Origin of the sequence: Streptomyces mirabilis, from assembly GCF_039503195.1 — a bacterium.
Taxonomy (GTDB): Bacteria; Actinomycetota; Actinomycetes; order Streptomycetales; family Streptomycetaceae; genus Streptomyces; species Streptomyces mirabilis_D.
Window position 1 is genome coordinate 8,385,367 of the sequence record NZ_JBCJKP010000001.1, and the last position, 22,905, is coordinate 8,408,271.

Below are 22,905 nucleotides of genomic sequence, written 5' to 3' on the forward strand. Positions count from 1 at the left end.
CCATGGGTCCGACAACGCCCCCGACGGGCCGTCAGGGCGGCCTCAGCCGCGGTGGCCGAGCAGTCCGTGCAGGGTCGCGCCTGCCGAGGACGCACCGTCCGAGGCGGTGGACAGCGCCGCCTTCGTGCTCTGGGGTTCCGGATCCGGCAGCTTCTTGCACACGGCGTCGGCCACACCGCTGCCGTGCGGCACCTTGCCGTTGGTGAGGTACGTCGCCAGGTACTTGTCCAGGCAGGCGTTCCCGCTCAGCGTGATGCCGTGGTTCCCGCCCCCCTGTTCGACCACCAGGCTGGAGCCGCGCAGTGCGTGGTGGACCGTCACGCCGCCCTGGTAGGGGGTGGCCGCGTCGTTCGTGGCCTGGAAGAGCAGCGTCGGCGGCAGCGCCTTGTTGGCGATGTTCACCGGCCGCAGCGTCTTCGTCGGCCAGAACGCGCACGGCGCGTTGTACCAGGCGTTGTTCCAGGCCATGAACGGCGCCTTGCCGTACACCGCCCAGTTGTCCTTGCGCCACTGGTTCCAGTCGCGCGGCCAGGAGGCGTCACGGCACTGCACCGCGGTGTAGATGCTGTAGCCGTTGTCGCCGGAGGCGTTGACGGCGCCGAGGTTCGCGTAGGCCGCGACGAGCGGGGCCGTGTTCTTGTCGTTCACGTAGGCCGCGAACGCCTTGGCGAGGGAGGGCCAGTAGCCGTTGTAGTAGCCGCCCGGGATGAAGGTGTCCTCCAGTTCGGAGGCGCCCACCTTCTTGCCCGCGGGGTTCTTGGCGAGTGCCCCCCGCATGGCGTACCACTTGGCCTCGACCCCGGCCGGGTCCGTGCCGAGCTTGTAGGTCGCGTCGTGCTTGGCGACCCAGGCCATGAACGCCTGGTGGCGGTCGTTGAAGGCGTAGTCCTGGCCGATGTTGTCCTCGTACCAGACACCGCTGGGGTCGACGATGGAGTCGAGCACCAGACGGCGTACGCGCTGCGGGTAGAGCTTCGCGTACACGGCACCGAGGTAGGTGCCGTACGAGTAACCGAAGTAGTTGATCTTCCTGGCGCCGAGCGCGGCGCGGATCGAGTCCATGTCCCGGACCGCGCTCACCGTGTCGATGTACGGCAGCAGGTCGGCGTACTTCTTGCCGCACGCCCTGGCGAAGGCCTTGGCACGGTCGAGGTTGGCCTTCTCGATCGCGGCGGTACTGGGCACGGAGTCGGGGCGCACCGGGTTGAACGACCCGGGCCTGCAGTCCAGGGCGGGCTTGCCGGCGCCGACGCCGCGCGGGTCGAAGCCGATGACGTCGTACTGCGCCGCCACTGCCTTCGGCAGCGAGGAGGCGACGAATCCGGCCAGCGAGAGCCCGCTGCCGCCGGGACCGCCCGGGTTCACCAGCAGCGGCCCCTGGTACGTCTTCGCGGTGTGCGGGACGCGTGAGAGGGCGAGGGTGATCTGCCGGCCGTGGGGCTTGGCGTGGTCCAGCGGCACCTTCAGGGACGCGCATTGGAGCGTCGGATATCTGCTGGTCCCGCACTTCTTCCAGGTGGGTCTCGCGGTGGTGAGGGTGGTGCGCGGTGCGGTCGCGGAACCGGCGCTCGCGTCGGCGGGGATCGACGTGATCATCCCGGCCAGCACGGCCGCCGCCCCGCACAGAGCAGCTGCGCGTTTCTTCACAGAGCCTCCCAAGGACGGAGGATTTTGAGCCGTGCACGCCACGGCCTTCGCCGCATCGTCCCGGAATGGGACCCCGGAAGAACTCGTTCTGGAAAGTCTTGACCCAATTGAGCCGTGTGATCCGCTCGGATGCCGTCAGGGACGGTCCGGGCAACGGCCGTTCGCCGTGGTCAGAGCAGGGTGAGCTGGGTCGGCTCCGGCGTGGCGGGCGCCACGGGCTCGGCGGGCTCCGCGGGCGCGGCGATCCTGCGGGGCATCCCCGCGCGCGTGGGACCGATGCCGTACTCCTGGGCCAGCTCGTGGACCTGACGGGTGATCCGGCGCTGGTACCACTTCGGGGCGTACGCGCCCTCCGCGTACAGCCGCTCGTAACGCCGTACGAGATACGGGTGGTAGTGCTCCAGCCAGGCCATGAACCACTCCCGGGCGCCGGGCCGCAGATGCAGTACGAGCGGGGTCACCGAGGTGGCCCCGGAGGCGGCTATCGCCCGCACGGTGGCCCGCAGTTGGGCCGGGCTGTCGCCCAGGAAGGGGATCACGGGGGCCATCAGGACCCCGCAGCCGATGCCGTGGTCCGTGAGGGTGCGCACGACGTCCAGGCGGCGTTCCGGGGCCGGGGTGCCCGGCTCGACGGTGCGCCACAGCTGGGAGTCGGTGAATCCCACGGAGACCGAGATCCCGACGTCGGTGACCTCGGAGGCCTGCTTCAGCAGGTCGAGGTCGCGCAGGATCAGCGTGCCCTTCGTCAGGATCGAGAAGGGGTTCGCGTGGTCGCGCAGGGCCGCGATGATGCCGGGCATCAGCCGGTAGCGGCCCTCGGCCCGTTGGTAGCAGTCGACGTTCGTGCCCATCGCGATGTGCTCGCCCTGCCAGCGGCGCGAGCCGAGCTGGCGGCGCAGCAGTTCCGGCGCGTTGACCTTCACCACGATCTGGGAGTCGAAGTCGAGTCCCGTGTCGAGGTCCAGATAGCTGTGGGTCTTGCGCGCGAAGCAGTACACACACGCGTGTGTGCAGCCCCGATAGGGGTTGACCGTCCATTCGAAGGGCATGCGTGAGGCCCCCGGTACCCGGTTCACGATCGAGCGGGCCCGGATCTCGTGGAAGGTGACGCCACGGAACTCCGGGGTGTCGAACGTACGGGTGGTCACCGCGTCCGCGCCGAACAGCGCGGCGTTCCGGGCACGGTCCCCGGCGGGGTCCGCTGTGAGGTTGTCCCAGCGCATGACGCCTCCTCGATAGCACTGGCCACAGAATAGAACACATGTTCCCTTGATCGTGCGACCGCAATTTCGGGGCCCCGATTTGGGGGGTCGGGCCGCCGGGTGGTTGGCTTGCCGCACACCCCGAGTCACCAAGTGCTGGAGGAAGTGCAATGGCGCAGGTCGAGGCCACGACGGAGCGGGTCATCGCGGCGGACGCGGAGGCGGTGTTCGACGCCCTGGCCGACTACAGCGGCACGCGCGCGAAGCTGCTGCCCGAGCACTTCAGCGAGTACGAGGTGCGCGAGGGCGGCGACGGCGAGGGCACCCTCGTCCACTGGAAGCTCCAGGCCACCAGCAAGCGGGTGCGCGACTGCCTGCTCGAGGTCACCGAGCCCACCGACGGTGAGCTCGTCGAGAAGGACCGCAACTCCTCCATGGTCACCACCTGGCGGGTCACCCCGGCCGGCGAGGGCAAGTCCCGTGTCGTCGTCACCACCGTCTGGGACGGCGCGGGCGGCATCGGCGGCTTCTTCGAGAAGACCTTCGCGCCCAAGGGCCTCGGCAGGATCTACGACCTGGTGCTCGACAAGCTCGCCACCGAGACGCAGAAGTAGTCGGCACCTGCGCCTCTTTGACGGCCGCGCGGCTCAAGAGGCAACTCTCCGGGGCGCGTTGCACCCTCACCGGTTCGAGTGGATCGCCTCGCGACGCGGCAGTACGCCGTAACTCGTCGCGCTTGCTCACAGTTGTCGCGATAAGCGGGAATTGTGCGGTGGGCGCGACGAGGGGAGCGGTACGTGGGCGGGATCACTCTGGTGAAGGACGAACCGGCTGCCGCGCCTCCGCGGCACTCCCCTCCACCGGTCCCCGGGACCGCCCGCCTGAGCCCGCACCAGGTGCGGCTGGTCTTCTTCGGGCTCATGCTCGCGCTGCTGCTCGCCGCCCTCGACCAGATGATCGTGGCCACCGCGCTCCCGAAGATCGTCGGTGAGCTGCACGGCCTGGACCGGATGTCCTGGGCGATCACCGCCTACCTGCTGACCTCCACCGTCGGACTCCCCGTCTACGGCAAGCTCGGCGACCTCTTCGGCCGCAAGGGCGTCTTCCAGTTCGCGATCGTCGTCTTCGTGGCCGGTTCGGCGTGCTCGGGACGCGCCCAGAGCATGGACCAGCTGATCGCCTTCCGCGCGATCCAGGGCGTCGGCGCGGGCGGCCTCATGATCGGTGTGCAGGCGATCATCGCGGACATCGTGCCGCCTCGCGAGCGCGGCCGCTTCATGGGCCTGATCGGCGCCGCCTTCGGCCTCGCCTCGGTCGCCGGACCCCTCCTGGGCGGCTATTTCACCGACCACCTCTCCTGGCGCTGGTGCTTCTACATCAACGTGCCCTTCGGCCTGCTCACCCTGGCCGTCGTCACCGTCGTGCTGAAGCTGCCCAGGCCCCCCGCGCGCGGACGCGTCGACGTCCTCGGTGTGCTGCTGCTGGCCGCCGCGTCGACCTGCCTGGTCCTGCTGACCAGCTGGGGCGGAACCGAGTACGCCTGGGGCTCACGGGTCATCATGGGGCTCGGCGCGGGCGCGCTCGTCGCGACCGTCCTCTTCCTCGTCGCCGAGCGTTTCGCCACCGAACCCCTCATCCCGCCGAGGCTGTTCAAGGACGGCGTCTTCAACATCACCGCCCTGGTGGGGCTCGTCGTCGGGGTCGCCCTCTTCGGAGCGGCCAGCTATCTGCCGACCTTCCTGCAGATGGTCGACGGGGCCAGCGCCACCGAGTCCGGACTCCTGATGCTCCCCATGATGGGTGGCATCGTCGGCGCCTCCGTCGTCTGCGGACAGCTCATCAGCCGCACCGGCCGCTACAAGATCTATCCGGTCCTCGGCAGCGCCCTGTCGGTCCTCGGCATGTGGCTGCTGTCCCGCCTCGAAGTCGACACGCCCCGACTGCAGTACAGCGTCTGGATGGCCGTCCTCGGCGCCGGCATCGGCATGGTGATGCCGGTCCTCGTCCTCGCCGTGCAGAACTCCGTGCGCCCCGCCGACCTCGGCACCGCGACCAGCGCCAACAACTACTTCCGGCAGATCGGCGGCAGCGTCGGCGCCGCCATCTTCGGCACGCTGTTCGCCCATCGGCTCTCGGACGCGCTCGCCGACCGCCTGCCCCCGCGCACCGGCCTGCCCGACCCCCAGTCCATCACCCCGCAGCTCGTCCACTCCCTGCCCCGGGCCCTGCGCGACGACTACGTCCGCGCATACGCGAACGCCATGCCCCGGATCTTCCTCTATCTCGTCCCGGTGCTCGTCCTGGGCCTGCTCATCGCCTGCTTCCTCAAGGAGAAACCGCTGGTGTCCCACAACGCCCCCATCGCCGACCCGGACGCCGCACGGGTGAACGCCCCGATCCCGCAGGCCCGTTCGTCCTACGCCGCCGGGATCCCCGTCTGCGGCACCGTGCAGCACCCCGACGGGACAGTCGTGCCGCGCGCCGCGCTCACTCTCATCGACATCGCCGGACAGCAGATCGGGCGGGGCGCCAGCGGCGAGGACGGCCGGTACGCGCTGTCCACGCCCGGATCGGGGTCGTACATCCTGATCGCCGCGGCCGGCGGCCATCAGCCGCAGGCCGTCTCGGTGACCATCGGCGAGCGCCCCGTGGAACTGGACGTCGTCCTCGGCGGCGCGGGACGCCTCGCCGGGAGCGTGCTGACCGCGGACGGCAGTCCCGTACGCGACGCCACCGTCACGCTCACCAACGTCCACGGGGAGGTCGTGGCCACCACCCGCAGCGGACGCGAGGGCGGCTATGTCATCACGGAGCTGGTGGCGGGCGAGTACACCCTCGCCGCCAGCGCGCCCGCGTTCCGCCCGGCCGCCCTCCCCGTCAGCGTGCAGGCCTCGCGCGAGACCCGCCAGGACGTAGAACTCGCGGGCGGCGCCGTGCTGCGCGGCACCGTGCGGGCGGGCGGCGGCCGGCCCGTCGAGGACGCGCGGGTGACGCTCCTGGACGCCGCGGGGAACGTGGTGGACACGCTCACCACCGGTGCGGACGGGGCGTTCCGGTTCGTCGACCTGTCCTCCGGCGAGTACACCGTCATCGCGGCGGGCTACCCGCCGGTGGCCACCGTGCTGCACGTGGCCGGTGGGGGGCGCACGGAGCGGGATCTGCAGCTCGGCCACGAGGACTGAACGGCCTCCGCGGGCCCCTTCGCGGAGGCGGCCGGTGCGCCGGAGCCGCCCCCTGGAAAGGTCAATTCCCTTATTGCCGCACATCGCGACGGGCCGCAGCCGTACGGTAGTGAAGGCGGCACAGATCTTGCGGAGCCGTGGGGAGGAAGGGCCTCGGCCATGGACAGCGGCACAGCAAGTGGCACGGAAAGTGGCACCGCGAGTGGCACCGAAGCGGGCGCACCTCACAGCCGCGGAGCTGGGGACGGCACGGTGGAGCACACCGAGGCCGGCCGCATCCCGCTGGCCGTGGTGGTCGTCGACCGTGACGGACTGGTGTCGCACTGGAGCACCGGCGCCCGCCGCCAGTTCGGCGTGCCCAAGGAGGACGCGGTGGGTCGCCCCGCCGTCGACCTGCTCCCCGTCTCCGGCGCGCTCCCCGAAGAGGACGAGATCGCGCCCTACGGGGCGTACGCGGCGTACGACGGACTCGGCCCCGGCCTGGAGTCCTCCCTCGGCGGACGGTTCTCCTACCCGGCCGCCGGACGCGCCCGGCTCACCGTGCCCGAGCGGGACCGCGTGGACGTCCTGTGGTGGGCGTACCCGCTGGTCGGCCCCGGGCCGGAGCGGCTGCTCGTGCTCGCCGCCGACGCGGACGCGCTGCGCCACGAGGACGAAGAGGTGGCCATCGAGCGCATCGCGCCCGGCTTCGCGCTGCACACCGACTTCCCCGGCGCCGAGGAACTGGCCCGCAGACTGCCCGAGATCCTGCCCAGCATGAGCGTGGGCGAGGGCGCCCGCATCGTCGCCCAGGTCCTCGAACTGGGCTACCCCGTCCTGGAGTTCAGTCAGAACGACCGGGTGCCGGTGACTCCCGACTGGGGTGTGCCCCGGCGCGCCGAACGCAAGGCGCGCCGTGAGTGGGCGGCCCGCGCGGTCGCCACCGGCGAGCTTCTGCCGCAGGAGCTCCAGGACGAGGAGGGCGAGGACCTCGAGTACGTCGCCGTCCGCGAACGCCTGGAGTTCCTCAACGAGGTCAGCGGGCGCATAGGTACCTCGCTCGACCTCGCGCAGACGATCCTCGAGGTCAGCCGGGCCGTGGTGCCGCGCTTCACGGACGTGGCGGGCACCTATCTGCGCGAACAGGTCGTCGCCGGTGAGGGCTTCCCCGACGGTGTGCCCGACACGACCACCATGTGGCACCGCGTCGCCGTCGAACACACCGACGAGCCGGGCCGCTGGGACGACGTCGTGCCGGTCGGCGAGGCCATGCCGTTCCCCGCGCACACACCGTTCTTCCAGTGCATGACCACCGGTGAACCCGTCCTCGTGCCGCGCATCAGCGAGCAGATGGGGCACATGATCGCCGCGCAGTTCGAGAAGCGCGACATCAGGCCGCTGATCACCAACCGCTCCATGCTGGTCGTGCCCCTGAAGGCCCGTAACGTGGTCCTCGGGTTCATGATCCTGCTGCGCCACCCGGAGCGCGTCGAGTTCAACGACATGGACCGGGTCACCGGCGCCGAACTCGCGGCCCGCGCGGGCCTCGTCCTCGACAACGCGCGCATGTACACCTACCAGGAGAGCGTCGCCGAGACCCTCCAGGACAGCATGCTGCCGCACATCGCGCCCCGCATGGCCGGCTGCGACATCGCCACCCGCTATCTGCCCGGCACCCTGTTGGGACGGGTCGGGGGCGACTGGTTCGACTCGGTGAAACTGCCCGGCTCCCGCACCGCCCTCGTCGTCGGCGACGTGATGGGCCACGGCCTCAACTCGGCCGCGATGATGGGCCAGTTGCGTACGGCGGTGCAGACCATGGCGGCGCTCGACCTGCCGCCCGCCCAACTCCTGCGCAACCTCGACGATCTGGCCCAGCGGCTCGGCGAGCACTACCTCGCGACCTGCCTGTACGCGGTCTACGACCCCATCGCCGGCGAGCTGCAGATCGCCAACGCGGGCCACATCCCGCCGGTCCTGGTCCGTGCCGAGGACGGCCGCAGCGAACTGCTCGACCTGCCGACCGGCGCGCCCATCGGGGTCGGCGGTGTGCCCTTCGAGGCGGTACGTGTGCCGGTGGCGCCCGGCGACCGGCTCGTGATGTGCACCGACGGCCTGGTCGAGGTGCGCGGCGAGGACATCGGCGTCGGCCTCGCCACGCTCTGTGAGTCCGCCGCCCACCCGGCCGCGTCCATGGACGACGCCTGCGACATGATCATCCGCGCCCTCAACACCCGTGGCGGACGCAAGGACGACGTGGCGCTGCTGATGGCCCGGCTCAACGGCATCGAACCCGAGGACGTCGCCGAGTGGCGGCTCTCGCTCGACCCGGTCGAGGCCGGCCGGGCCCGCACCGTGGTCCGCGAACAGCTCCACGACTGGGGCCTGGCCCGGCTGGCCGACCCGGCCGAGTCGATGGTCAGCGAACTGGTGACCAACGCCGTACGGCACGCGCACAGCCGCCGGATCGACCTGCGGCTCGTGCGCGGCGACACCCTGCTGTGCGAGGTGGCCGACGACGACCCCACCCTGCCGACGCTGCTCAGCGCGAGCCCCGGCGACGAGTTCGGCCGCGGTCTGCGTATCGTCAGCACGCTGGCCCGTGAGTGGGGCACGAGCCGCACCAGCTCCGGCAAGACCGTGTGGTTCGAACTGACCCTGCCGAGGCGCTGACCCGGGGCGCTGACCCGGGGGGCGCGTACCGGCGTACGCGGATCGAAACGAACCGTGCAGGAATGCGCCGTACGCTTGTCGACGCGCGCCCGGCGCGATAGACCGATCCCGCCCGCCATTCACGGCGGGCCGCGGTGGCGACCTGGGGAGCGGGCATGAGCGTGACACATCGGTACAGGGAGGCCTGGGAGGGTTTCTGGGGCGAGGCCCCCGACGAGCAGGGAGCCGTCTTCTGGGACGCGGACCCCGCACTGACCGCGGGCGTCCATCTCGCCCTCTTCGAGCCGTACCTGTCGGCCCACGATCTGCCGGTCGTGGACGTGGGCTGCGGCAACGGCACCCAGACCCGCTTCCTGGCCGACCGCTTCCGGCATGTGGTCGGCGCCGACCTCTCGGCCGCCGCTCTCGAGCACGCCCGGCTCGCCGATCCGGCGGGCCAGGCGACGTACCGGCTGCTCGACGCGGCCGAGAAGACCGAGGCACAGACCCTGCACGCGGAGCTGGGCGACGCCAACGTCTATATGCGGGGCGTGCTCCACCAGTGCGAGCCGGACGACCGCCAGCCGCTGGTGGACGCCCTCGCCACCCTGGTCGGGGAGCGCGGCCGGGTCTTTCTCGTCGAACTCTCCGAAGCCGCCCGGCCGATCCTGATGGGCCTGGCCCGGAGCTCCGACGGGCCGCCGCCCAAGCTGGCCCCCATCTTCCGGCACGGCATCGCGCCCGGCGAGGTGTCCGACGACGCGGTCCCCGACCACCTTCGCGCGGCGGGCCTCACCGTCCTCGCGAGCGGTGAACTCCCCCTTGTGACCGCAGGGTTCACGCCCGAGGGTGCGCGGATCGAGTTGCCGTCGAAGTGGCTGGTGGCAGGGCGCACGGCCGGCTGAGCCGCACGCACGGGGACGGCGTCACCTGCCGGTCGGTGACGCCGTCCCCCTTCACGGTGGCTGTTGGGTCAGTGGCCGGGCCAGCCGTCCAGGTGACGGTGGACCGCGACGGCGGGCGCGTCCGGGGCCTTCGGCGCGCCTGCCACCGCGTCGTGCAGGACGTCGGTGACCTCCGCGGCCAGCGAGTCGGCCTGTGTCTTGAGGTCGGCCGCCGGGATCTTGGACCGGGTCAGGTCGTCCAGCCTGCGATGGATGTCGGCGAGCTTGCGCTGCGCGGTGGCGTCCAGGGTGAACGGACGGGCGGTGGACACCACGAACTGGTAGGCGCCGGCGAGGGTTTGGCAGCCGTCGCAGTGCTCGTTGGTCGCGTCGCTGAGGTTCACCGCGTTCAGGTGGGTGTTCTGGCCCGCCAGCGTGACGATCTGGAAGGACAGCGCGACCGACCGGCAGTGCGCGTCGACCGAGCAGCCGACGGAGATCGCGCCTGCCTGGTTGCGTACACCCACCGCCTTCGTCGTGCCGAGCTGCCGCACGGTGAAGGAGTCCTTGACCTGGGTCGGGTGTGCCCGGTCGGCGTGACTGAAGGTGTGGTCCTCCGCGACGGCGTGGCGGGCGACCGAGCCCGCCGCCGCGGTGGCGGCCTGGGCCGGGACCGCGGCGGCGATACCGGCCGCGCCGGCCGCGAACAGGCCTATGCGCATGGCTCGTTGGGAGAGACCCCGGCCGGCTGGGCGAGGCTTGCGGTGCGTGTTGGGATGGGTACTCACATGGGTCTCCTGCGGTCGTGGTTCGGCGGGACGACGGCCACCGGGCTGGTGATCGCCGAGGGCGGTCACGGGGTGGCCGGGCTCGGTGCGCCGGTCGCGCTGACGGATTCGGTCGGCGTCGGCGGATCCGTCGAGGGCGCCGGTGCGGACGACGAGACGGACGGCGACGGGCCGGGCGGCTCGGACGGACCAGCGGGCGGACCGGCCGAGACGGAACCCGTCGCGCCCGGACCGCCGGCCGGTGTGGTCGGTTTCGTGGACGGGGAGGCGCCGGGTGACGTGGAGGCGGAGGCGTCCGCGCTGGGCGAGGCCGACGCGCTCGGCGCGGTGGCGGCCGTGGAGCCGGAGGACGCGGCGCCGGACGGCAGGGCCGTCGAGGTGTCGGACGGTGACGTGTGCGGCCGGGGCGCGGTGGCGGGCCAGGCGGGCGGCTCGGCCGTGGACACGCCGGGCTGGAGGATCGGTGCGATCGGCGGACGCTTCGGCAGCGGCTCGGGTGTCACACCGGACACCCATGCGTAGCTCAGCGAGCCGAGGCCCAGCAGTGCCAGCGCGCACAGTGCCACCCGCAGCCGGGGCTTGTCCGCCGTCGACCGCTTCGCGGCCCGGAAGACCCGGCCGCCCATCTTGAGCGACAGATAGACCACGCCGGCCATCGGGCACAGCAGCATGAAACAGCCGATCACGCCCATCAGCGCCGCGGCGATCCGACCGTCCGCGAAGGCGTCCCCGGTACCCACGACCTGGTCGGTGAGCGAGCGGACCATCGTCGCGACGATCCGCGGCAGGTTCCACAGCGCGTACCCGAGCTCGCCGATCAGCAGCGGCACCATGGTGAGGACCCAGGTGGTGATGATGGTCCGGGACGACTTCTTGAGCCCGACGACCTCGGCGCGCGCCGCCTTGCCGCGTCGGCCCGGGACCGTGCTGAGCAGAATCGGTTTGATCTTGCCGTAGAGGTCCGGGACGCCGGCGAGGTCGCCCAGGATGTAGTAGCCGTCCAGCCGGACGGCCGGCATCAGCTGCTCCAGGATCTCGAAGTGCCCGAGATAGACCGTGGCCAGGAAGAACTGTTGGCCGGTGGCGAAGTACGCGCCCGCCATCCCGAGCATGAAGACGACGTTGAAGTACACCCCGCCCAGGTCGGTACGGAGCCGTCCGGCCCGGCCGATCCGGTAGATGTCCGTCACGTCGGTGTACATGGACGGCCAGATGAGGAAGAGCCCGCAGCCGATGCAGCCCGGCCGTGCGCCCCCGTATCTGCACGCCGAGGCGTGGCCGAACTCGTGGAAGACCAGCGAGGCCACGGTGAGCGCGAACACGACGAGCATCAGGACCGGCTGGTCGAGGACCTGGAGCACGGGTTCCACCGCGCCGAAGAAGCCGAACAGCCACACGTCCATGGCCACGGCCGCCGCCAGCATCAGCACGACCACCGTGGGGCGGTGCAGCCAGGCCAGCGAGCGGGCGATCCGGCCCGACCTGCGCTCGTTGAAGATGATCCGGTGCCCCTTGAGGGCGAGGAGCAGGTCGGAGCGCGGCGCCGAGACCTCGTCCTCCTCCTTGCCCTCCGGCACGGTGACGCCGAGCGGGTCGAGTTTCTCCTCGACCAGGAAACGCACGTTGTCGGCGCTGAGCTCGCGGCCGTAGCGGGCGCTGACCCGGTGCGAGATGGTCTCGATGTCGTTCACGCCGTCGATCGCGGAGGCGACCAGGTACAGCAGCCGTGACAGCTGCACGACCTGGCCGTCTCCGCGGCGCGCGATGTACTTCGGCTCGGTGAAGCCCGAACCCTGGTACTCCCCGTGCAGTTTGAGCCCGGAGCTCAGTCGAGGCACCGGCAGCGCCTCGATGCCGGCGCCGACAACCGGCAGGCTTCCCGTGGCGAACTGCTCGTAGGTGACCGGGATTCCCCCCGGCCCCGGCACCGGCGACCCGGTGTCGTACAGCAACGCGGGCCCGTCCCCCAGTGCCGTCATTTCTGGTCCTTCCCCCCCAAGGGCGGACCGCGCCCGCCCCCGGGCGCGGTCCGCCGAACAGCCGTGGTGCGTGGCGGGTGTTACTGCGTGACGTTGATCGCCTGGTTGGCGCTGGACTCCGCCACCGACCAGCTGGAGTGGTCGTTCAGGGCGGCCGACTCGTTGTGGGCGCTGATGTTGGCGACGTGCTTGGTCACGTTGGTGGTGCGGCCGAAGCTGAACTTCAGGCGGCCCAGGGCCTCGCGGCCGGGGAGCAGCTCGGCGGACTCGGACTGCAGCTCGTTCATGTCCATGCTCATGGGATGTCCTTTCGGGACGTGGTTCGTTGATGCGGGTGTGGTGATGGCACAGAGGCGGATGCGGGCGAGCATCCGGTGATGTGGAGGCGGGCGAGCCTCCGATGCCGATTACTGGTGGACGTTGATGGCCTGCGAGGCGCCCGAGGACGCGTCCGACCAGCTGGAGTGGTCGTTCAGGGCGGCCGACTGGTTGGAGGCGTCGATGGTGGCGACGTGCTTGGTCACGTTGACGGTCTTGCCGAAGCTGAACTTCAGTCGACCGAGGGCCTCGCGACCCGGCAGCAGCTCAGCGGTCTCGGTGTCGAGTTCACGGTTGTCCATCATGATCAATTCCCCCTCAGGGATGGGCATTTCCGATCGGACAGAGGCTGGTTCCCCCCAAACTCTGTCCAATCTGGTCGGACGTGCTGTCCAACGAGATTGGACAGTAGTAGCCCCGGAGCTCGCCGCGCAAGCGGTTCGGAAAAAGACTTCTGGGCCGGAGCGAAGCCCCCCGTAGAATCGATCCCGCTTGGAAGAGTTCCGCCCGGCGGCGAGCAGGAAGTGACCATCGGTGGCCAACGCACTGCAGCAGATCATCAGAGATCGCCTCGACCGCGAGGGCTGGTCCTATGGCGAGGTGGCACGTCGGGGCGGCATTCCGCGCTCCACCGTCCATCACTTGGCCACGGCCGAGCGGGTGGTGCGTATGCCCCAGCCCAGCACGCTGGAAGGGCTGTCCAAGGGGCTTGGACTGTCGTTGGACACCGTGCGGCGGGCCGCCGCGGAGGCGTGCGGCATTCATGTCTACGCTGCCGACGCCCCGCCCGCCGAAGGCGCGCCCGGCACGCCGGCCGACCCCGAGGTCGACCTGCTCATCGCCAGCGTCCAGCAACTCTCGGCCGACGACCGCCGCCATGTCGCCGCCCTGGTCGAGTCCTTGCTGGGCCGCGACGCACGACGCGGCTAGCCCTTGCCGGGGCGCGCCGCGCGGGGCGGGTGGTGCGTTGGCAGGCGTCCGCGGCCACGAGGGCCCTCGGTGCCGGAGGGCTGCCCGGTCGGCGGACAGTGGCCGGCCCTGCCCGGGTGGCAGTCGTCTCCGGAGGGGTGTGCGTCCGCGTCCACGAGGGTGGCTCGCATTCGGGTGATGGGGGGGCGGAGCGGCGTCGTAGGGGCGGGTAGACCTGGGGGGCGGTGGTGCTGCGGGGGTCTGCGTCGGATGTCGGAGCCCCGCGTCAAGAGGGCGTTGACCTCGGTTCGGTCCGTACGGTTGCTCCGTCGGAGGCGCCCTGGAGGCTTTGGCCCGGTCAAGGGCCGTACGGCGAAGACGCCCGTCCGAGTGCTCCGGTTCCGCTTCCCGGGGTTCCCGGTAAAAGAATCCAGAACGGCCGAAACCCCCAAGATCCGCAGCTAGTCTCTCATTCTGCTCGGGGCACGTGAGCCGCACGACCCCTGTGTCACCCAGGGGGACATGTGCTGTTCGTGCACGGAGGACCCACCACAGCAGTGGTGCGGGGCAGTACGGGAGAGTCCGTCGTCCTCCTCTCCGGTGAGCTGCCCGACATACTGACCGAGGGCGCACTCACCGAACTCCTCGACCTCGCCGCGGCCGTCCTCGACGAGGAGGAGCTGAAACTCTTCCGGCGCTGCCTGGACGCCCTCGTCCGGGGCGAGGGCGGCACCCCGCGCCGCATCGAACTCGACGGCGTCGTACTGACCGTTTACGAGGACTGATCCGGGCAGGCCCCAGCCCTCTGAGCCGTTGCCGGAGTGCCGGGAGGGGGAGCCGCGGGGGAGAGCGGAGACCCGTCGGGAGAGCCGCACAGTGCCGCGGGAACCCTCGACCTGGGACGGCCCGTCGCCGTCATGATGCTGGGCATCCTCGACTTCGTCCTGGACACCGACGGCGCACATGACATCGTGCGCCGGATCATGGCCGCGCTCCCCTCCGGCAGCTGTCTCGCCCTGACCCACCCCACCACTGACGCCGACCTCGGAGGCGAGGGCGACGTCTCCCGCGCCCAGTGCCCGGCCCGGCCCGGCGCGGTCGCCGTCGCCGTGAAACCCTGAGGGGACCGGTCGGGGCGGTCGGGTCCGGTCGGCCTGGTGACGTCCGTGGAGGGCCTCCTGGCCCGGCCGTGCGGCGCCACGTAACGTGACACGACATGGAGACAGCCGCTGACCTGTGCCGGAAGGGTGTGTCGTGAAGATCCTCATCAGCGCCGACATGGAGGGCGCCACCGGGGTGACCTGGCCCGCCGACGTGTTGCCGGGGACCCCGCAGTGGGAGCGCTGCCGGCCGATGTTCACCTCGGACGTCAACGCCGCCGTCCTCGGCTTCTTCGACGGCGGCGCCGACGAGGTACTGATCAACGAGGCCCACTGGTCCATGCGCAATCTGTTGCTGGAGCAGCTCGACGACCGGGCCGAGATGATCACCGGACGTCACAAGGCGCTGTCCATGGTGGAGGGCGTGCAGCACGGAGACGTCGACGGGATCGCGTTCGTCGGCTACCACACCGGCGCCGGCACGGAGGGCGTCCTCGCCCACACCTACCTCCCCAACTCGATCACCGGCGTGTGGGTGAACGACGTACGGGCCAGCGAGGGACTGCTCAACTCCCACGTCGTCGCCGAGTACGGGGTGCCCGTCGTGCTCGTCACCGGAGACGACCTGACCTGCGAGGACGCGCTCGGCTACGCGCCGGAGGCACTCAAGGTCGCCGTCAAGGACCATGTGTCGCGGTACACGGCGGTCTGCCGCACACCGGCCAGGACCGCCGCCGACATCCGGGCCGCGGCCAAGGCGGCGGCAGCCCTGGCGGTGCGTCAGGAACCGCTGGTGGGTGGCCCGTTCACGGTGGTGCTCGAATTCGACGCCGAGCACCTGTCGATGGCGGCGACCGTCGTGCCGGGCGTGCGGCGCGTCGGGGAGCGCAAGGTGGTGTACACCAGCGACACCATGTACGAGGGGATTCGCACCTTCAAGGCGGTCACCACGATCGTCTCGGCCGCGGTGGAGGAGCAGTATGGCTGAGCAGAGAGCCATGAACGAGTGGGCCGTGGACGCACGGGCCGTGGACGCACGGGTCACGGGCGAACGGGTCACGGGCGAACGGGCGGTGGACGAGCGGGCGTTGGACGAGGTCGTACGGTTCACCTCCGATCTCATCCGCTTCGACACCACCAACCGGGGCGGCGGCGACTGCCAGGAGCGCCCCGCCGCCGAGTACGCCGCCGAGCGCCTCGCCGAAGCGGGCCTCGAACCCACACTGCTGGAGCGCACCGAGGGCCGTACGAACGTCGTCGCCCGTCTCGAAGGCACCGACCCGTCCGCCGACGCGTTGCTCGTCCACGGTCACCTCGACGTGGTGCCCGCGCAGGCCGACGACTGGAGCGTGCACCCGTTCTCCGGGGAGATCCGCGACGGGGTTGTGTGGGGTCGCGGCGCGGTAGACATGAAGAACATGGACGCGATGATCCTTGCGGTCGTACGCCTGTGGGCGCGCCTCGGCGTCAGGCCCCGGCGCGATCTGGTGATCGCGTTCACGGCCGACGAGGAGGCGAGCGCGCAGGACGGCTCCGGGTTCCTCGCCGACCGGCATCCGGAACTGTTCGAGGGCTGTACCGAGGGCGTCAGTGAGTCCGGGGCGTTCACCTTCCACGACGGCGCGGGCCGGGAGCTGTACCCGATCGCGGCGGGGGAGCGGGGCACCGGCTGGCTCAAGCTCACCGCGCGCGGGCGGGCGGGCCACGGCTCCAAGGTGAACCGGGCGAACGCGGTGACCCGGCTGGCCGAGGCGATCGCCCGGATCGGCGCGTACGAGTGGCCCCTCAGGCTCACCCCGACCGTCCGCGCCGCCCTCACCGAACTCGCCACGCTGTACGGAGTCGACGCGGACCTGGACGACGTCGACGGGCTCCTCGACAAGCTCGGGCCCGCCGCCGCGCTCGTCGAGGCGACCGTCCGCAACAGCGCCAACCCGACCATGCTCAGCGCCGGTTACAAGATCAACGTGATTCCGGGGGAGGCCGTCGCCCACGTGGACGGCCGCTATCTGCCGGGCGGCGAGGAGGAGTTCCGCACGACGCTCGACCGGCTCACCGGACCGGACGTGGAGTGGGAGTTCCATCACCGCGAGGTGGCCCTCCAGTCGCCGGTGGACTCGCCGACGTACGCCAAGATGCGTGCCGCCGTCGAGGAGTTCGCGCCGGAGGGGCACGTGGTGCCGTACTGCATGTCGGGCGGTACGGACGCCAAGCAGTTCTCGCGCCTCGGCATCACCGGCTACGGCTTCGCCCCGCTCAAGCTCCCCGAGGGCTTCGACTACCAGGCCCTCTTCCACGGAGTCGACGAACGCGTTCCCGTCGAGGCGCTGCACTTCGGCGTCCGCGTCCTCGACCGCTTCCTGCGCACGGCCTAGAGAGGACAGGATGCAGAACCTGGCGTACGGATCGTGGCCCTCGCCCATCGACGCGGCGCTCGCCGCCGCGCACGACGGGCATCCCGAGTTCGTCGGCTTCGTCGGCGACGAGGTGTGGTGGACCGAGCCCCGGCCCACGGAGGGCGGGCGGCGCACGCTCGTACGCCGACGGGCCGACGGCACGCAGGAGCCGGTACTGCCGGAACCCTGGAACGTGCGCAGCCGGGTCATCGAGTACGGCGGACAGCCCTGGGCCGGCGAGATGCGTCCCGAGGGGCCGTTCGTGGTGTTCGTGAACTTCGCCGACCAGCGGCTCTACGCCTACGAGCCCGACGCCCCGGACGCGCGGCCCCGCCCGTTGACCCCCGTGTCCCCGGTGGGCGGCGGACTGCGCTGGGTGGACCCGCGGTTGCGTCCCGAGCTGGGCGAAGTGTGGTGCGTGCTGGAGGAGTTCACCGGGGACGGACCCACCGACGTACGACGGGTCGTGGCCGCGGTGCCGCTCGACGGGTCGGCGGTGCAGGACCGCGACGCGGTGCGCGAACTCACCGACGGCAGCCACCGGTTCGTCACCGGACCCCGCCTCTCGCCCGACGGCGCGCAGGCGGCCTGGCTCGCCTGGGACCACCCGCGCATGCCCTGGGACGGCACCGAACTGATCCTCGCCGACGTCACCGAGCACGGCACCCTGCGCGGCGCGCGGCCCGTCGCGGGCGGACCGGAGGAGTCGATCGCCCAGGCGGACTGGACCCCCGACGGCACCCTCCTGTACACCAGTGACCGCACCGGCTGGTGGAACCTCTACCGGCTCGGGGAGGACACACCGGTCTGCCCCCGGGAGGAGGAGTTCGGCGGGCCGCTGTGGAAGATCGGGTACCGCTGGTTCGCACCGCTGGAGAGCGGGCTCGTCGCCGTCGTGCACGGCCGGGGCGCCACCGCGCTCGGGATACTGGACCCGGAGACCGGCGAGGTCGTCGACGCGGCCGGTCCCTGGACCGAGTTCACCCCGACACTCGCGGTTCACGGCAGCCGGATCGTGGGCGTCGCCGCCAGCCCCCGCAGCGCGTACGAGGTCGTCGAACTGGACGCCCGCACCGGCCGAGCCCGGGTGATCGGCGCCGGCCACGCCGACCCGGTGGACCCCGCGCACTACCCGGAGCCGCAGATCCGCACCTTCACCGGCCCCGCCGGACGCGAGGTCCACGCCCACATCTACCCGCCGCACCACCCCGACCACGTGGCACCCGGCGACGAACTGCCGCCCTACGTCGTGTGGGCGCACGGCGGACCCACCGGCCGCGCGCCCCTCGTCCTCGACCTGGAGATCGCCTACTTCACCTCGCGCGGCATCGGCGTCGCCGAGGTCAACTACGGGGGATCGGCGGGACACGGGCGGGAGTACCGCAACCGGCTGCGCGAGCAGTGGGGCGTCGTCGACGTCGAGGACTGCGCGGCTGTCGCGCTCGCCCTCGCCGAGGAGGGCACCGCCGACCGGCACCGGCTCGCCATCCGCGGCGGCAGCGCGGGCGGCTGGACCGCCGCCGCCTCCCTGACCAGCACCGACGTCTACGCCTGTGGCACGATCCTGTATCCGGTCCTCGACCTCGGCGAATGGGGCTCGGGGGAGACCCACGACTTCGAGTCGCAGTACCTGGAGACGCTGATCGGGCCGATCGCCGAGGTGCCGGGCCGCTACGTGGAACGCTCGCCCACCGAGCGCGCCGACCGCATCGCCGCGCCCTTCCTCCTCCTCCAGGGCCTGGACGACGTCATCTGTCCGCCCGCGCAGTGCGAACGGTTCCTGGACAGACTGGCCCGGTCGACCGGGCGACGCGTACCGCACGCCTACCTCACCTTCGAGGGAGAGGGGCACGGGTTCCGGCGGGCCGACACCATGGTGCGGGCCCTGGAGGCCGAGCTGTCCCTGTACGCCCAGGTCTTCGGCCTGCGTCCGCCCGGCATCCCCACCCTGCACCTCACCGCCCAGGAAGAGCCCGTCGCGGCGCCGACGGGATCCGTCCCACCGATCGTGGAGTCCACCCAGTGAAAGCCCTGACCCGTCCCGCCCGTCTCGTCCCGGGGGCCCGCGTCGCCGTCGTCGCTCCCAGCGGGCCCGTGGTCGAGGAGCGGCTGGCCGCGGGCCTCGACATCCTGCGCGGCTGGGACCTCGACCCCGTCGTGGCACCACATGTCCTGGACCGGCACCCCGAGTTCACCTACCTCGCGGGCACCGACGCCGACCGGGCCGCCGACTTCCAGGCCGCCTGGTGCGACCCGGACGTGGCCGCGGTGCTCTGCGCCCGCGGCGGCTACGGCGTCCAGCGCATGGTCGACCTCCTCGACTGGGACGCGATACGGGCCGCCGGGCCCAAGGTGCTCCTCGGCTTCAGTGACATCACGGCACTGCACGAGGCGTTCGCGAACCGCGCAGGGCTGGCGACGCTGCACGGGCCGATGGTCGCGGCCGTCGACTTCATCAAGAACGCGCGGGCACAGGAACATCTGCGGGCGACGCTCTTCGAACCGGAGACGGTACGGGTGATCGGGTCCGGCGGGGACGCGGCACCGCTCGTGCCCGGCCTCGCCTCGGGTGTCCTGCTCGGCGGATGCCTGAGCATGCTCGCCGCCGACCTGGGCACCCCGCACGCCCGGACCTCCGCGCGCGGCGGCCTGCTCTGCCTGGAGGACGTGGGTGAGGAGACGTACCGCCTCGACCGGGTGCTCACCCAACTCCTGCGGGCCGGCTGGCTGGACGGGGTCACCGGGATCCTGCTCGGCTCCTGGGTGCGCTGCTCGCCGTACGAGCACGTGCGGACGCTGCTCACCGACCGGCTCGGCGGCCTCGGGGTGCCGGTCGTCGAGGAGTTCGGATTCGGGCACGGCGAGGGCGCGTTGACGATTCCCTTCGGGGTACGGGCCGAACTCGACGCGGACGCGGGGACCCTGAGGCTGGAGGAGCCGGCACTCAGCTAGGACCTGGCGTGCAGGCCGCCGTCGCGTACTGTGTCGGGATGCCTGAGAACGCCTCCGCCTATCTTGCCGAGGGCCCCCGCGTGGGCATCCGGCACTTCACCTACGAGGACGGTGCCGAGTTCACCGCACGGGCCCGGGAGAGCAAGGCGCTGCACCAGCCCTGGCTCTTCCCGCCCCGCAGCGTCGACGCCTACGCCGCCTACGCGGGGCGGCTCATCGAGGACCGTACGAAGGCCGGGTTCCTGGTCTGCGAACGGGACAACGGGGCCATCGCCGGTTTCATCAACATCAACAACATCGTCGAGGGCGGCTTCCTGTGCGGGGCGCTGGGCTACGGCGCCTTCGCACACGCCACGGGGCGCGGGCTGATGGCCGAGGGACTCGGGCTCGTGGTCAGGTACGCCTTCGGGGCGATGGGGCTGCATCGGCTGGAGATCAATGTCCAGCCCCGGAACGCGGCCTCGATCGCCCTCGCCCGGCGCTGCGGCTTCAGGCTCGAGGGGTTCTCGCCGGACTTCATCTACATCGACGGGGCGTGGCGAGACCACGAGCGATGGGCGATCACCTCGGAGATGCTCCCGTCGAGCTGAATCTCTCGTCGACCGGAACCTCCCTTCGACGAGGGCCTCTTGCGGGCGGCTGCCCGGCGGTGAGGACGAGCCGCAGGAAGCTCTTGCCCGAGGTCGACAGCTGAACGAGGTGCGCAGTGTTCTCGGCGGGTGGACACGGTCGAGAGGGCCCGGGCGGCCGCGCGACCGCGGTCGCCCCGGGGCCGGCCTTGGCCGGGAGGCGGCTCAGCCCAGGTAGAAGTCCCTGCGGGCGGCCACGAACGCCTCGATCGTCTGGGCGGGTACGCCCGTGACCCGTTCGACGCCGTCGGCGGTGCGGTCGTAGCGGTTCTCACGGTGGAGTCGGCCCATGACGGCGACGTGCTGTTCGAGGTGCGGCGGCATCCCCAGCTTCGGGAGCTCGGCCTCCCACCTCTCCGGGGGCACGTCCACGTAGGTCACCGGTCGTTCCAGCGCCCGCGAGAACTCCTCGGCCAGCTCCTTCATGTCGACCGAGCGGGGCCCGGTCAGCTCGTAGACCTGCCCGACGTGCGGAGCCGGGTCCCGGAGCACGGTGGCGACCACCCGGGCGATGTCGTCCACGGCGACCGGCGACGTGCGCCCGGTGCCGAACGGCAGCGCGAGCGTGCCGTTCTCCCGGATCGACCGCGCCGCCAGCGAGGTGAACAGCGGAGTGTCCAGGAACGCCGTCGGCCGCATGTGCACCACGGGCAGGCCGGACCAGTTCAGTACCTGCTCCGCCAGCCAGTGCAGCCGCTGCTGGTGCGACTCCTCGGTGCTGGTGGCGGTCATCTGCGACACCGTCATCTGGGACAGCCCGACCAGGCCGTCCAGCTTCCCGTACTCCCTGGCGACGGAGGCCACCACGGTCGCCGCCAGCAGGTGGTCCGGCGACACGGGCATCGCGAAGTACATCCGCCCGACACCCTCCAGCGCGGCGGCGACGGTCTCGGGCCGGGTCAGATCGCCGACGACGACCTCCGCGCCGAGCGCGCGCAGCGCGGCAGCACGGTCGTCGTCGCGGCGGACCATTGCGCGCACCGGCACGCCCTGTGCGCGCAGTTGCCCGAGGACCGTGCGGCCCACGCCACCGGCGCCGGCGATGAGAACAAGGTTGCTCGTGACCATCAGTCGATCTCCTTCGGAGTAAGGGAACATCTGAGTTGGGGTGTGTTGAGGTGTTCAGAGCGTCAGCGGAGCTGTCGGCGAGGCGTTGGCCGCGCGATCTCACCGCTGGTCCGCTCCGGGCTCGCGGAGCGCCGTTCAGCCCCGGGCGGCGAGGCGCCGGGACCGCAGGCCCACCAGCAGCGCCCCGATCACGGCCCACAGCGCGAGGGTGATCAGCGGGCCGGAGACGTGGGCACCCCTGAAGTAGCTGAGGTCGGCGACGGCCCGTATGGCGGCACCGGGCGGGAGCAGACCCGAGACGATGCGGGCAAGACGGGGCAGCAGGACGACGCCGATGGTGGCGCCGCTGGTCGAGTTGCCGACGGTGAGGAGCAGCAGGGTGGCCACCGGGGCGCCGAGCGGGCCCAGCCAGGTACCGAGCAGCGTGGACGCCGCGGGCGTCGAGGACTCGGTGGGGGCGGGTGGCGATGCCACAGGGGTCTCCAGTGCTGTCGGTTCCGCGGGTGCGGGGTGGAGGGACATGAATAGATGTCGCTAGCAATCTAAACAAGGGCTAGGATAGATGGCAAGTGGCATCCATTTGAGGAGAGTGATTCCGTGGGCCGCGTGTCCCAGGCACAAGCACAGGAGAACCGGCAGCGCGTCGTGGCCACCGCCTCCCGGATGTTCCGCGAGAAGGGCACCGCGGTCAGCGTCGCCGACCTGATGAAGGCCGCCGGGCTCACCCACGGCGGTTTCTACAAGCAGTTCGGCTCCAAGGAGGACCTGGTCGACGAGGCCATCGCGCACGCCTTCGACGAGCAGGCGGCACACTCGGCGGTGGCGATCGAGGAGCCCGCCGGGGAGCGCGAGGCCGCCCGCCGGACGCTGATCGAGGACTACCTCTCGGTCTGGCACCGCGATCACCCCGGGGAGGGCTGCCCCGTCTCCGGATTCGCCGCCGACCTGGGACGCGAGCCCGGCCAGGCCGCCCGCGCCCACGACGTCTACATCAACGGGGTGCGCAACCGCGCCGCCCGGCTGGCCACCGGCGACGACGACGGCATGGCCCAGTTCTGCACCATGGTCGGTGCCCTCGTCCTCGCCCGCGCCACCCGGGGCGACCCGATCTCCGAAGAGCTGCTGCAGGCCGCGCGCACGGCTCTCACCGAGAGCGGCACCGGGCCGTCCGAACCGCAGCAGCGCACGGCCTGACCGGGGGGCGGCCGACGAAGTGACCG

20 protein-coding genes and 1 pseudogene are annotated in these 22,905 nt (G+C 71.4%); 13 read left to right on the plus strand and 8 right to left on the minus strand.

Going from position 1 to position 22,905, the window contains the following annotated elements; genetic code table 11:
• Positions 1 to 42: 42 nt before the first annotated feature.
• Together AAFF41_RS37910 and AAFF41_RS37915 are read right to left on the minus strand one after the other, a co-directional pair.
• A complete protein-coding gene (locus AAFF41_RS37910) occupies positions 43 to 1,647 on the minus strand; it encodes an alpha/beta hydrolase (protein WP_343325377.1) in 1,605 nt (534 codons plus the stop codon).
• A 170-nt stretch (positions 1,648 to 1,817) separates the two neighbouring features.
• Positions 1,818 to 2,870 (minus strand): Rv2578c family radical SAM protein, encoded by a 1,053-nt coding sequence (locus AAFF41_RS37915; RefSeq protein ID WP_097286871.1) that lies wholly within the window; start codon positions 2,868 to 2,870, stop codon positions 1,818 to 1,820.
• Between the two features lie 149 nt (positions 2,871 to 3,019).
• Here AAFF41_RS37915 and AAFF41_RS37920 point away from each other — a divergent pair, with 149 nt between their 5' ends.
• The 4 genes from AAFF41_RS37920 to AAFF41_RS37935 all read left to right on the plus strand — a co-directional run bounded on the left by AAFF41_RS37920 (position 3,020) and on the right by AAFF41_RS37935 (position 9,567).
• Complete coding sequence (locus tag AAFF41_RS37920; RefSeq protein ID WP_054230290.1) at positions 3,020 to 3,463, plus strand: SRPBCC family protein; 444 nt, start codon at positions 3,020 to 3,022, stop codon at positions 3,461 to 3,463.
• A 183-nt stretch (positions 3,464 to 3,646) separates the two neighbouring features.
• The gene (locus AAFF41_RS37925; protein WP_343325378.1) at positions 3,647 to 6,031 is read left to right on the plus strand and encodes an MFS transporter; all 2,385 of its coding nucleotides are present in this window, start codon (positions 3,647 to 3,649) and stop codon (positions 6,029 to 6,031) included.
• A 159-nt stretch (positions 6,032 to 6,190) separates the two neighbouring features.
• Complete coding sequence (locus AAFF41_RS37930) at positions 6,191 to 8,683, plus strand: ATP-binding SpoIIE family protein phosphatase (protein ID WP_319749597.1); 2,493 nt, start codon at positions 6,191 to 6,193, stop codon at positions 8,681 to 8,683.
• A gap of 155 nt (positions 8,684 to 8,838) precedes the next feature.
• Complete coding sequence (locus AAFF41_RS37935) at positions 8,839 to 9,567, plus strand: class I SAM-dependent methyltransferase (RefSeq protein ID WP_343325379.1); 729 nt, start codon at positions 8,839 to 8,841, stop codon at positions 9,565 to 9,567.
• Positions 9,568 to 9,635: 68 nt separating this feature from the next.
• On the opposite strand, the gene AAFF41_RS37940 is transcribed toward AAFF41_RS37935, so the two are convergent.
• From AAFF41_RS37940 to AAFF41_RS37955, 4 genes are all read right to left on the minus strand, one after another.
• Positions 9,636 to 10,334 carry a hypothetical protein gene (locus AAFF41_RS37940; protein WP_319749595.1) on the minus strand — a complete coding sequence of 233 codons (699 nt, stop codon included), beginning with the start codon at positions 10,332 to 10,334 and terminating at the stop codon, positions 9,636 to 9,638.
• A gap of 65 nt (positions 10,335 to 10,399) precedes the next feature.
• Positions 10,400 to 12,313: a zinc metalloprotease gene (locus tag AAFF41_RS37945; protein ID WP_319749594.1), complete on the minus strand. Its 1,914-nt coding sequence runs from the start codon at positions 12,311 to 12,313 to the stop codon at positions 10,400 to 10,402.
• 80 nt (positions 12,314 to 12,393) lie between these two features.
• The gene (locus AAFF41_RS37950) at positions 12,394 to 12,612 is read right to left on the minus strand and encodes a hypothetical protein (RefSeq protein WP_054230284.1); all 219 of its coding nucleotides are present in this window, start codon (positions 12,610 to 12,612) and stop codon (positions 12,394 to 12,396) included.
• Positions 12,613 to 12,720: 108 nt separating this feature from the next.
• Positions 12,721 to 12,936: a hypothetical protein gene (locus tag AAFF41_RS37955; protein ID WP_388410650.1), complete on the minus strand. Its 216-nt coding sequence runs from the start codon at positions 12,934 to 12,936 to the stop codon at positions 12,721 to 12,723.
• Positions 12,937 to 13,165: 229 nt separating this feature from the next.
• On the opposite strand from AAFF41_RS37955, the gene AAFF41_RS37960 reads away from it, so the two are divergent.
• The 8 genes and pseudogenes from AAFF41_RS37960 (at position 13,166) to AAFF41_RS37995 (ending at position 20,578) form a co-directional block, all read left to right on the plus strand.
• The gene (locus tag AAFF41_RS37960) at positions 13,166 to 13,561 is read left to right on the plus strand and encodes a helix-turn-helix domain-containing protein (RefSeq protein ID WP_319749593.1); all 396 of its coding nucleotides are present in this window, start codon (positions 13,166 to 13,168) and stop codon (positions 13,559 to 13,561) included.
• Positions 13,562 to 14,073: 512 nt separating this feature from the next.
• The gene (locus AAFF41_RS37965; RefSeq protein ID WP_225900559.1) at positions 14,074 to 14,325 is read left to right on the plus strand and encodes a hypothetical protein; all 252 of its coding nucleotides are present in this window, start codon (positions 14,074 to 14,076) and stop codon (positions 14,323 to 14,325) included.
• A gap of 93 nt (positions 14,326 to 14,418) precedes the next feature.
• Positions 14,419 to 14,604 (plus strand): annotated as a pseudogene (locus AAFF41_RS37970) (SAM-dependent methyltransferase); the annotation flags it as partial.
• 190 nt (positions 14,605 to 14,794) lie between these two features.
• Complete coding sequence (locus AAFF41_RS37975) at positions 14,795 to 15,628, plus strand: M55 family metallopeptidase (RefSeq protein ID WP_319749592.1); 834 nt, start codon at positions 14,795 to 14,797, stop codon at positions 15,626 to 15,628.
• Positions 15,621 to 17,015: a M20/M25/M40 family metallo-hydrolase gene (locus tag AAFF41_RS37980; protein WP_319749591.1), complete on the plus strand. Its 1,395-nt coding sequence runs from the start codon at positions 15,621 to 15,623 to the stop codon at positions 17,013 to 17,015. Before AAFF41_RS37975 ends, AAFF41_RS37980 begins: the two co-directional genes overlap by 8 nt.
• 10 nt (positions 17,016 to 17,025) lie before the next feature.
• Positions 17,026 to 19,062, plus strand: a complete 2,037-nt coding sequence (locus AAFF41_RS37985) for a prolyl oligopeptidase family serine peptidase (protein ID WP_319749590.1) — start codon at positions 17,026 to 17,028, stop codon at positions 19,060 to 19,062.
• Entirely contained in the window at positions 19,059 to 19,988 is a 930-nt protein-coding gene (locus AAFF41_RS37990) for a S66 peptidase family protein (protein WP_319749589.1), read from the plus strand. Before AAFF41_RS37985 ends, AAFF41_RS37990 begins: the two co-directional genes overlap by 4 nt.
• 38 nt (positions 19,989 to 20,026) lie before the next feature.
• Positions 20,027 to 20,578 carry a GNAT family N-acetyltransferase gene (locus tag AAFF41_RS37995; protein ID WP_054230518.1) on the plus strand — a complete coding sequence of 184 codons (552 nt, stop codon included), beginning with the start codon at positions 20,027 to 20,029 and terminating at the stop codon, positions 20,576 to 20,578.
• 204 nt (positions 20,579 to 20,782) lie between these two features.
• Here the strand turns inward: AAFF41_RS37995 and AAFF41_RS38000 are convergent, their stop codons facing one another.
• A complete protein-coding gene (locus AAFF41_RS38000; protein ID WP_319749587.1) occupies positions 20,783 to 21,685 on the minus strand; it encodes an NmrA family NAD(P)-binding protein in 903 nt (300 codons plus the stop codon).
• A 135-nt stretch (positions 21,686 to 21,820) separates the two neighbouring features.
• Entirely contained in the window at positions 21,821 to 22,159 is a 339-nt protein-coding gene (locus tag AAFF41_RS38005) for a hypothetical protein (RefSeq protein ID WP_343325380.1), read from the minus strand.
• Positions 22,160 to 22,282: 123 nt separating this feature from the next.
• Between AAFF41_RS38005 and AAFF41_RS38010 the strand changes: the two genes are divergently transcribed.
• Complete coding sequence (locus AAFF41_RS38010; protein ID WP_319749585.1) at positions 22,283 to 22,879, plus strand: TetR/AcrR family transcriptional regulator; 597 nt, start codon at positions 22,283 to 22,285, stop codon at positions 22,877 to 22,879.
• Positions 22,880 to 22,905: the final 26 nt, after the last annotated feature.

Bases quoted from the DNA above. Each gene is read 5' to 3' on its own strand.
- AAFF41_RS37915 (WP_097286871.1), bottom strand. From the start codon at position 2,870: ATGCGCTGGGACAACCTCACAGCGGACCCCGCCGGGGACCGTGCCCGG.
- AAFF41_RS37920 (WP_054230290.1), top strand. From the start codon at position 3,020: ATGGCGCAGGTCGAGGCCACGACGGAGCGGGTCATCGCGGCGGACGCG.
- AAFF41_RS37930 (WP_319749597.1), top strand. From the start codon at position 6,191: ATGGACAGCGGCACAGCAAGTGGCACGGAAAGTGGCACCGCGAGTGGC.
- AAFF41_RS37935 (WP_343325379.1), top strand. From the start codon at position 8,839: ATGAGCGTGACACATCGGTACAGGGAGGCCTGGGAGGGTTTCTGGGGC.
- AAFF41_RS37945 (WP_319749594.1), bottom strand. From the start codon at position 12,313: ATGACGGCACTGGGGGACGGGCCCGCGTTGCTGTACGACACCGGGTCG.
- AAFF41_RS37950 (WP_054230284.1), bottom strand. From the start codon at position 12,612: ATGAGCATGGACATGAACGAGCTGCAGTCCGAGTCCGCCGAGCTGCTC.
- AAFF41_RS37955 (WP_388410650.1), bottom strand. From the start codon at position 12,936: ATGATGGACAACCGTGAACTCGACACCGAGACCGCTGAGCTGCTGCCG.
- AAFF41_RS37980 (WP_319749591.1), top strand. From the start codon at position 15,621: ATGGCTGAGCAGAGAGCCATGAACGAGTGGGCCGTGGACGCACGGGCC.
- AAFF41_RS37985 (WP_319749590.1), top strand. From the start codon at position 17,026: ATGCAGAACCTGGCGTACGGATCGTGGCCCTCGCCCATCGACGCGGCG.
- AAFF41_RS37995 (WP_054230518.1), top strand. From the start codon at position 20,027: ATGCCTGAGAACGCCTCCGCCTATCTTGCCGAGGGCCCCCGCGTGGGC.
- AAFF41_RS38000 (WP_319749587.1), bottom strand. From the start codon at position 21,685: ATGGTCACGAGCAACCTTGTTCTCATCGCCGGCGCCGGTGGCGTGGGC.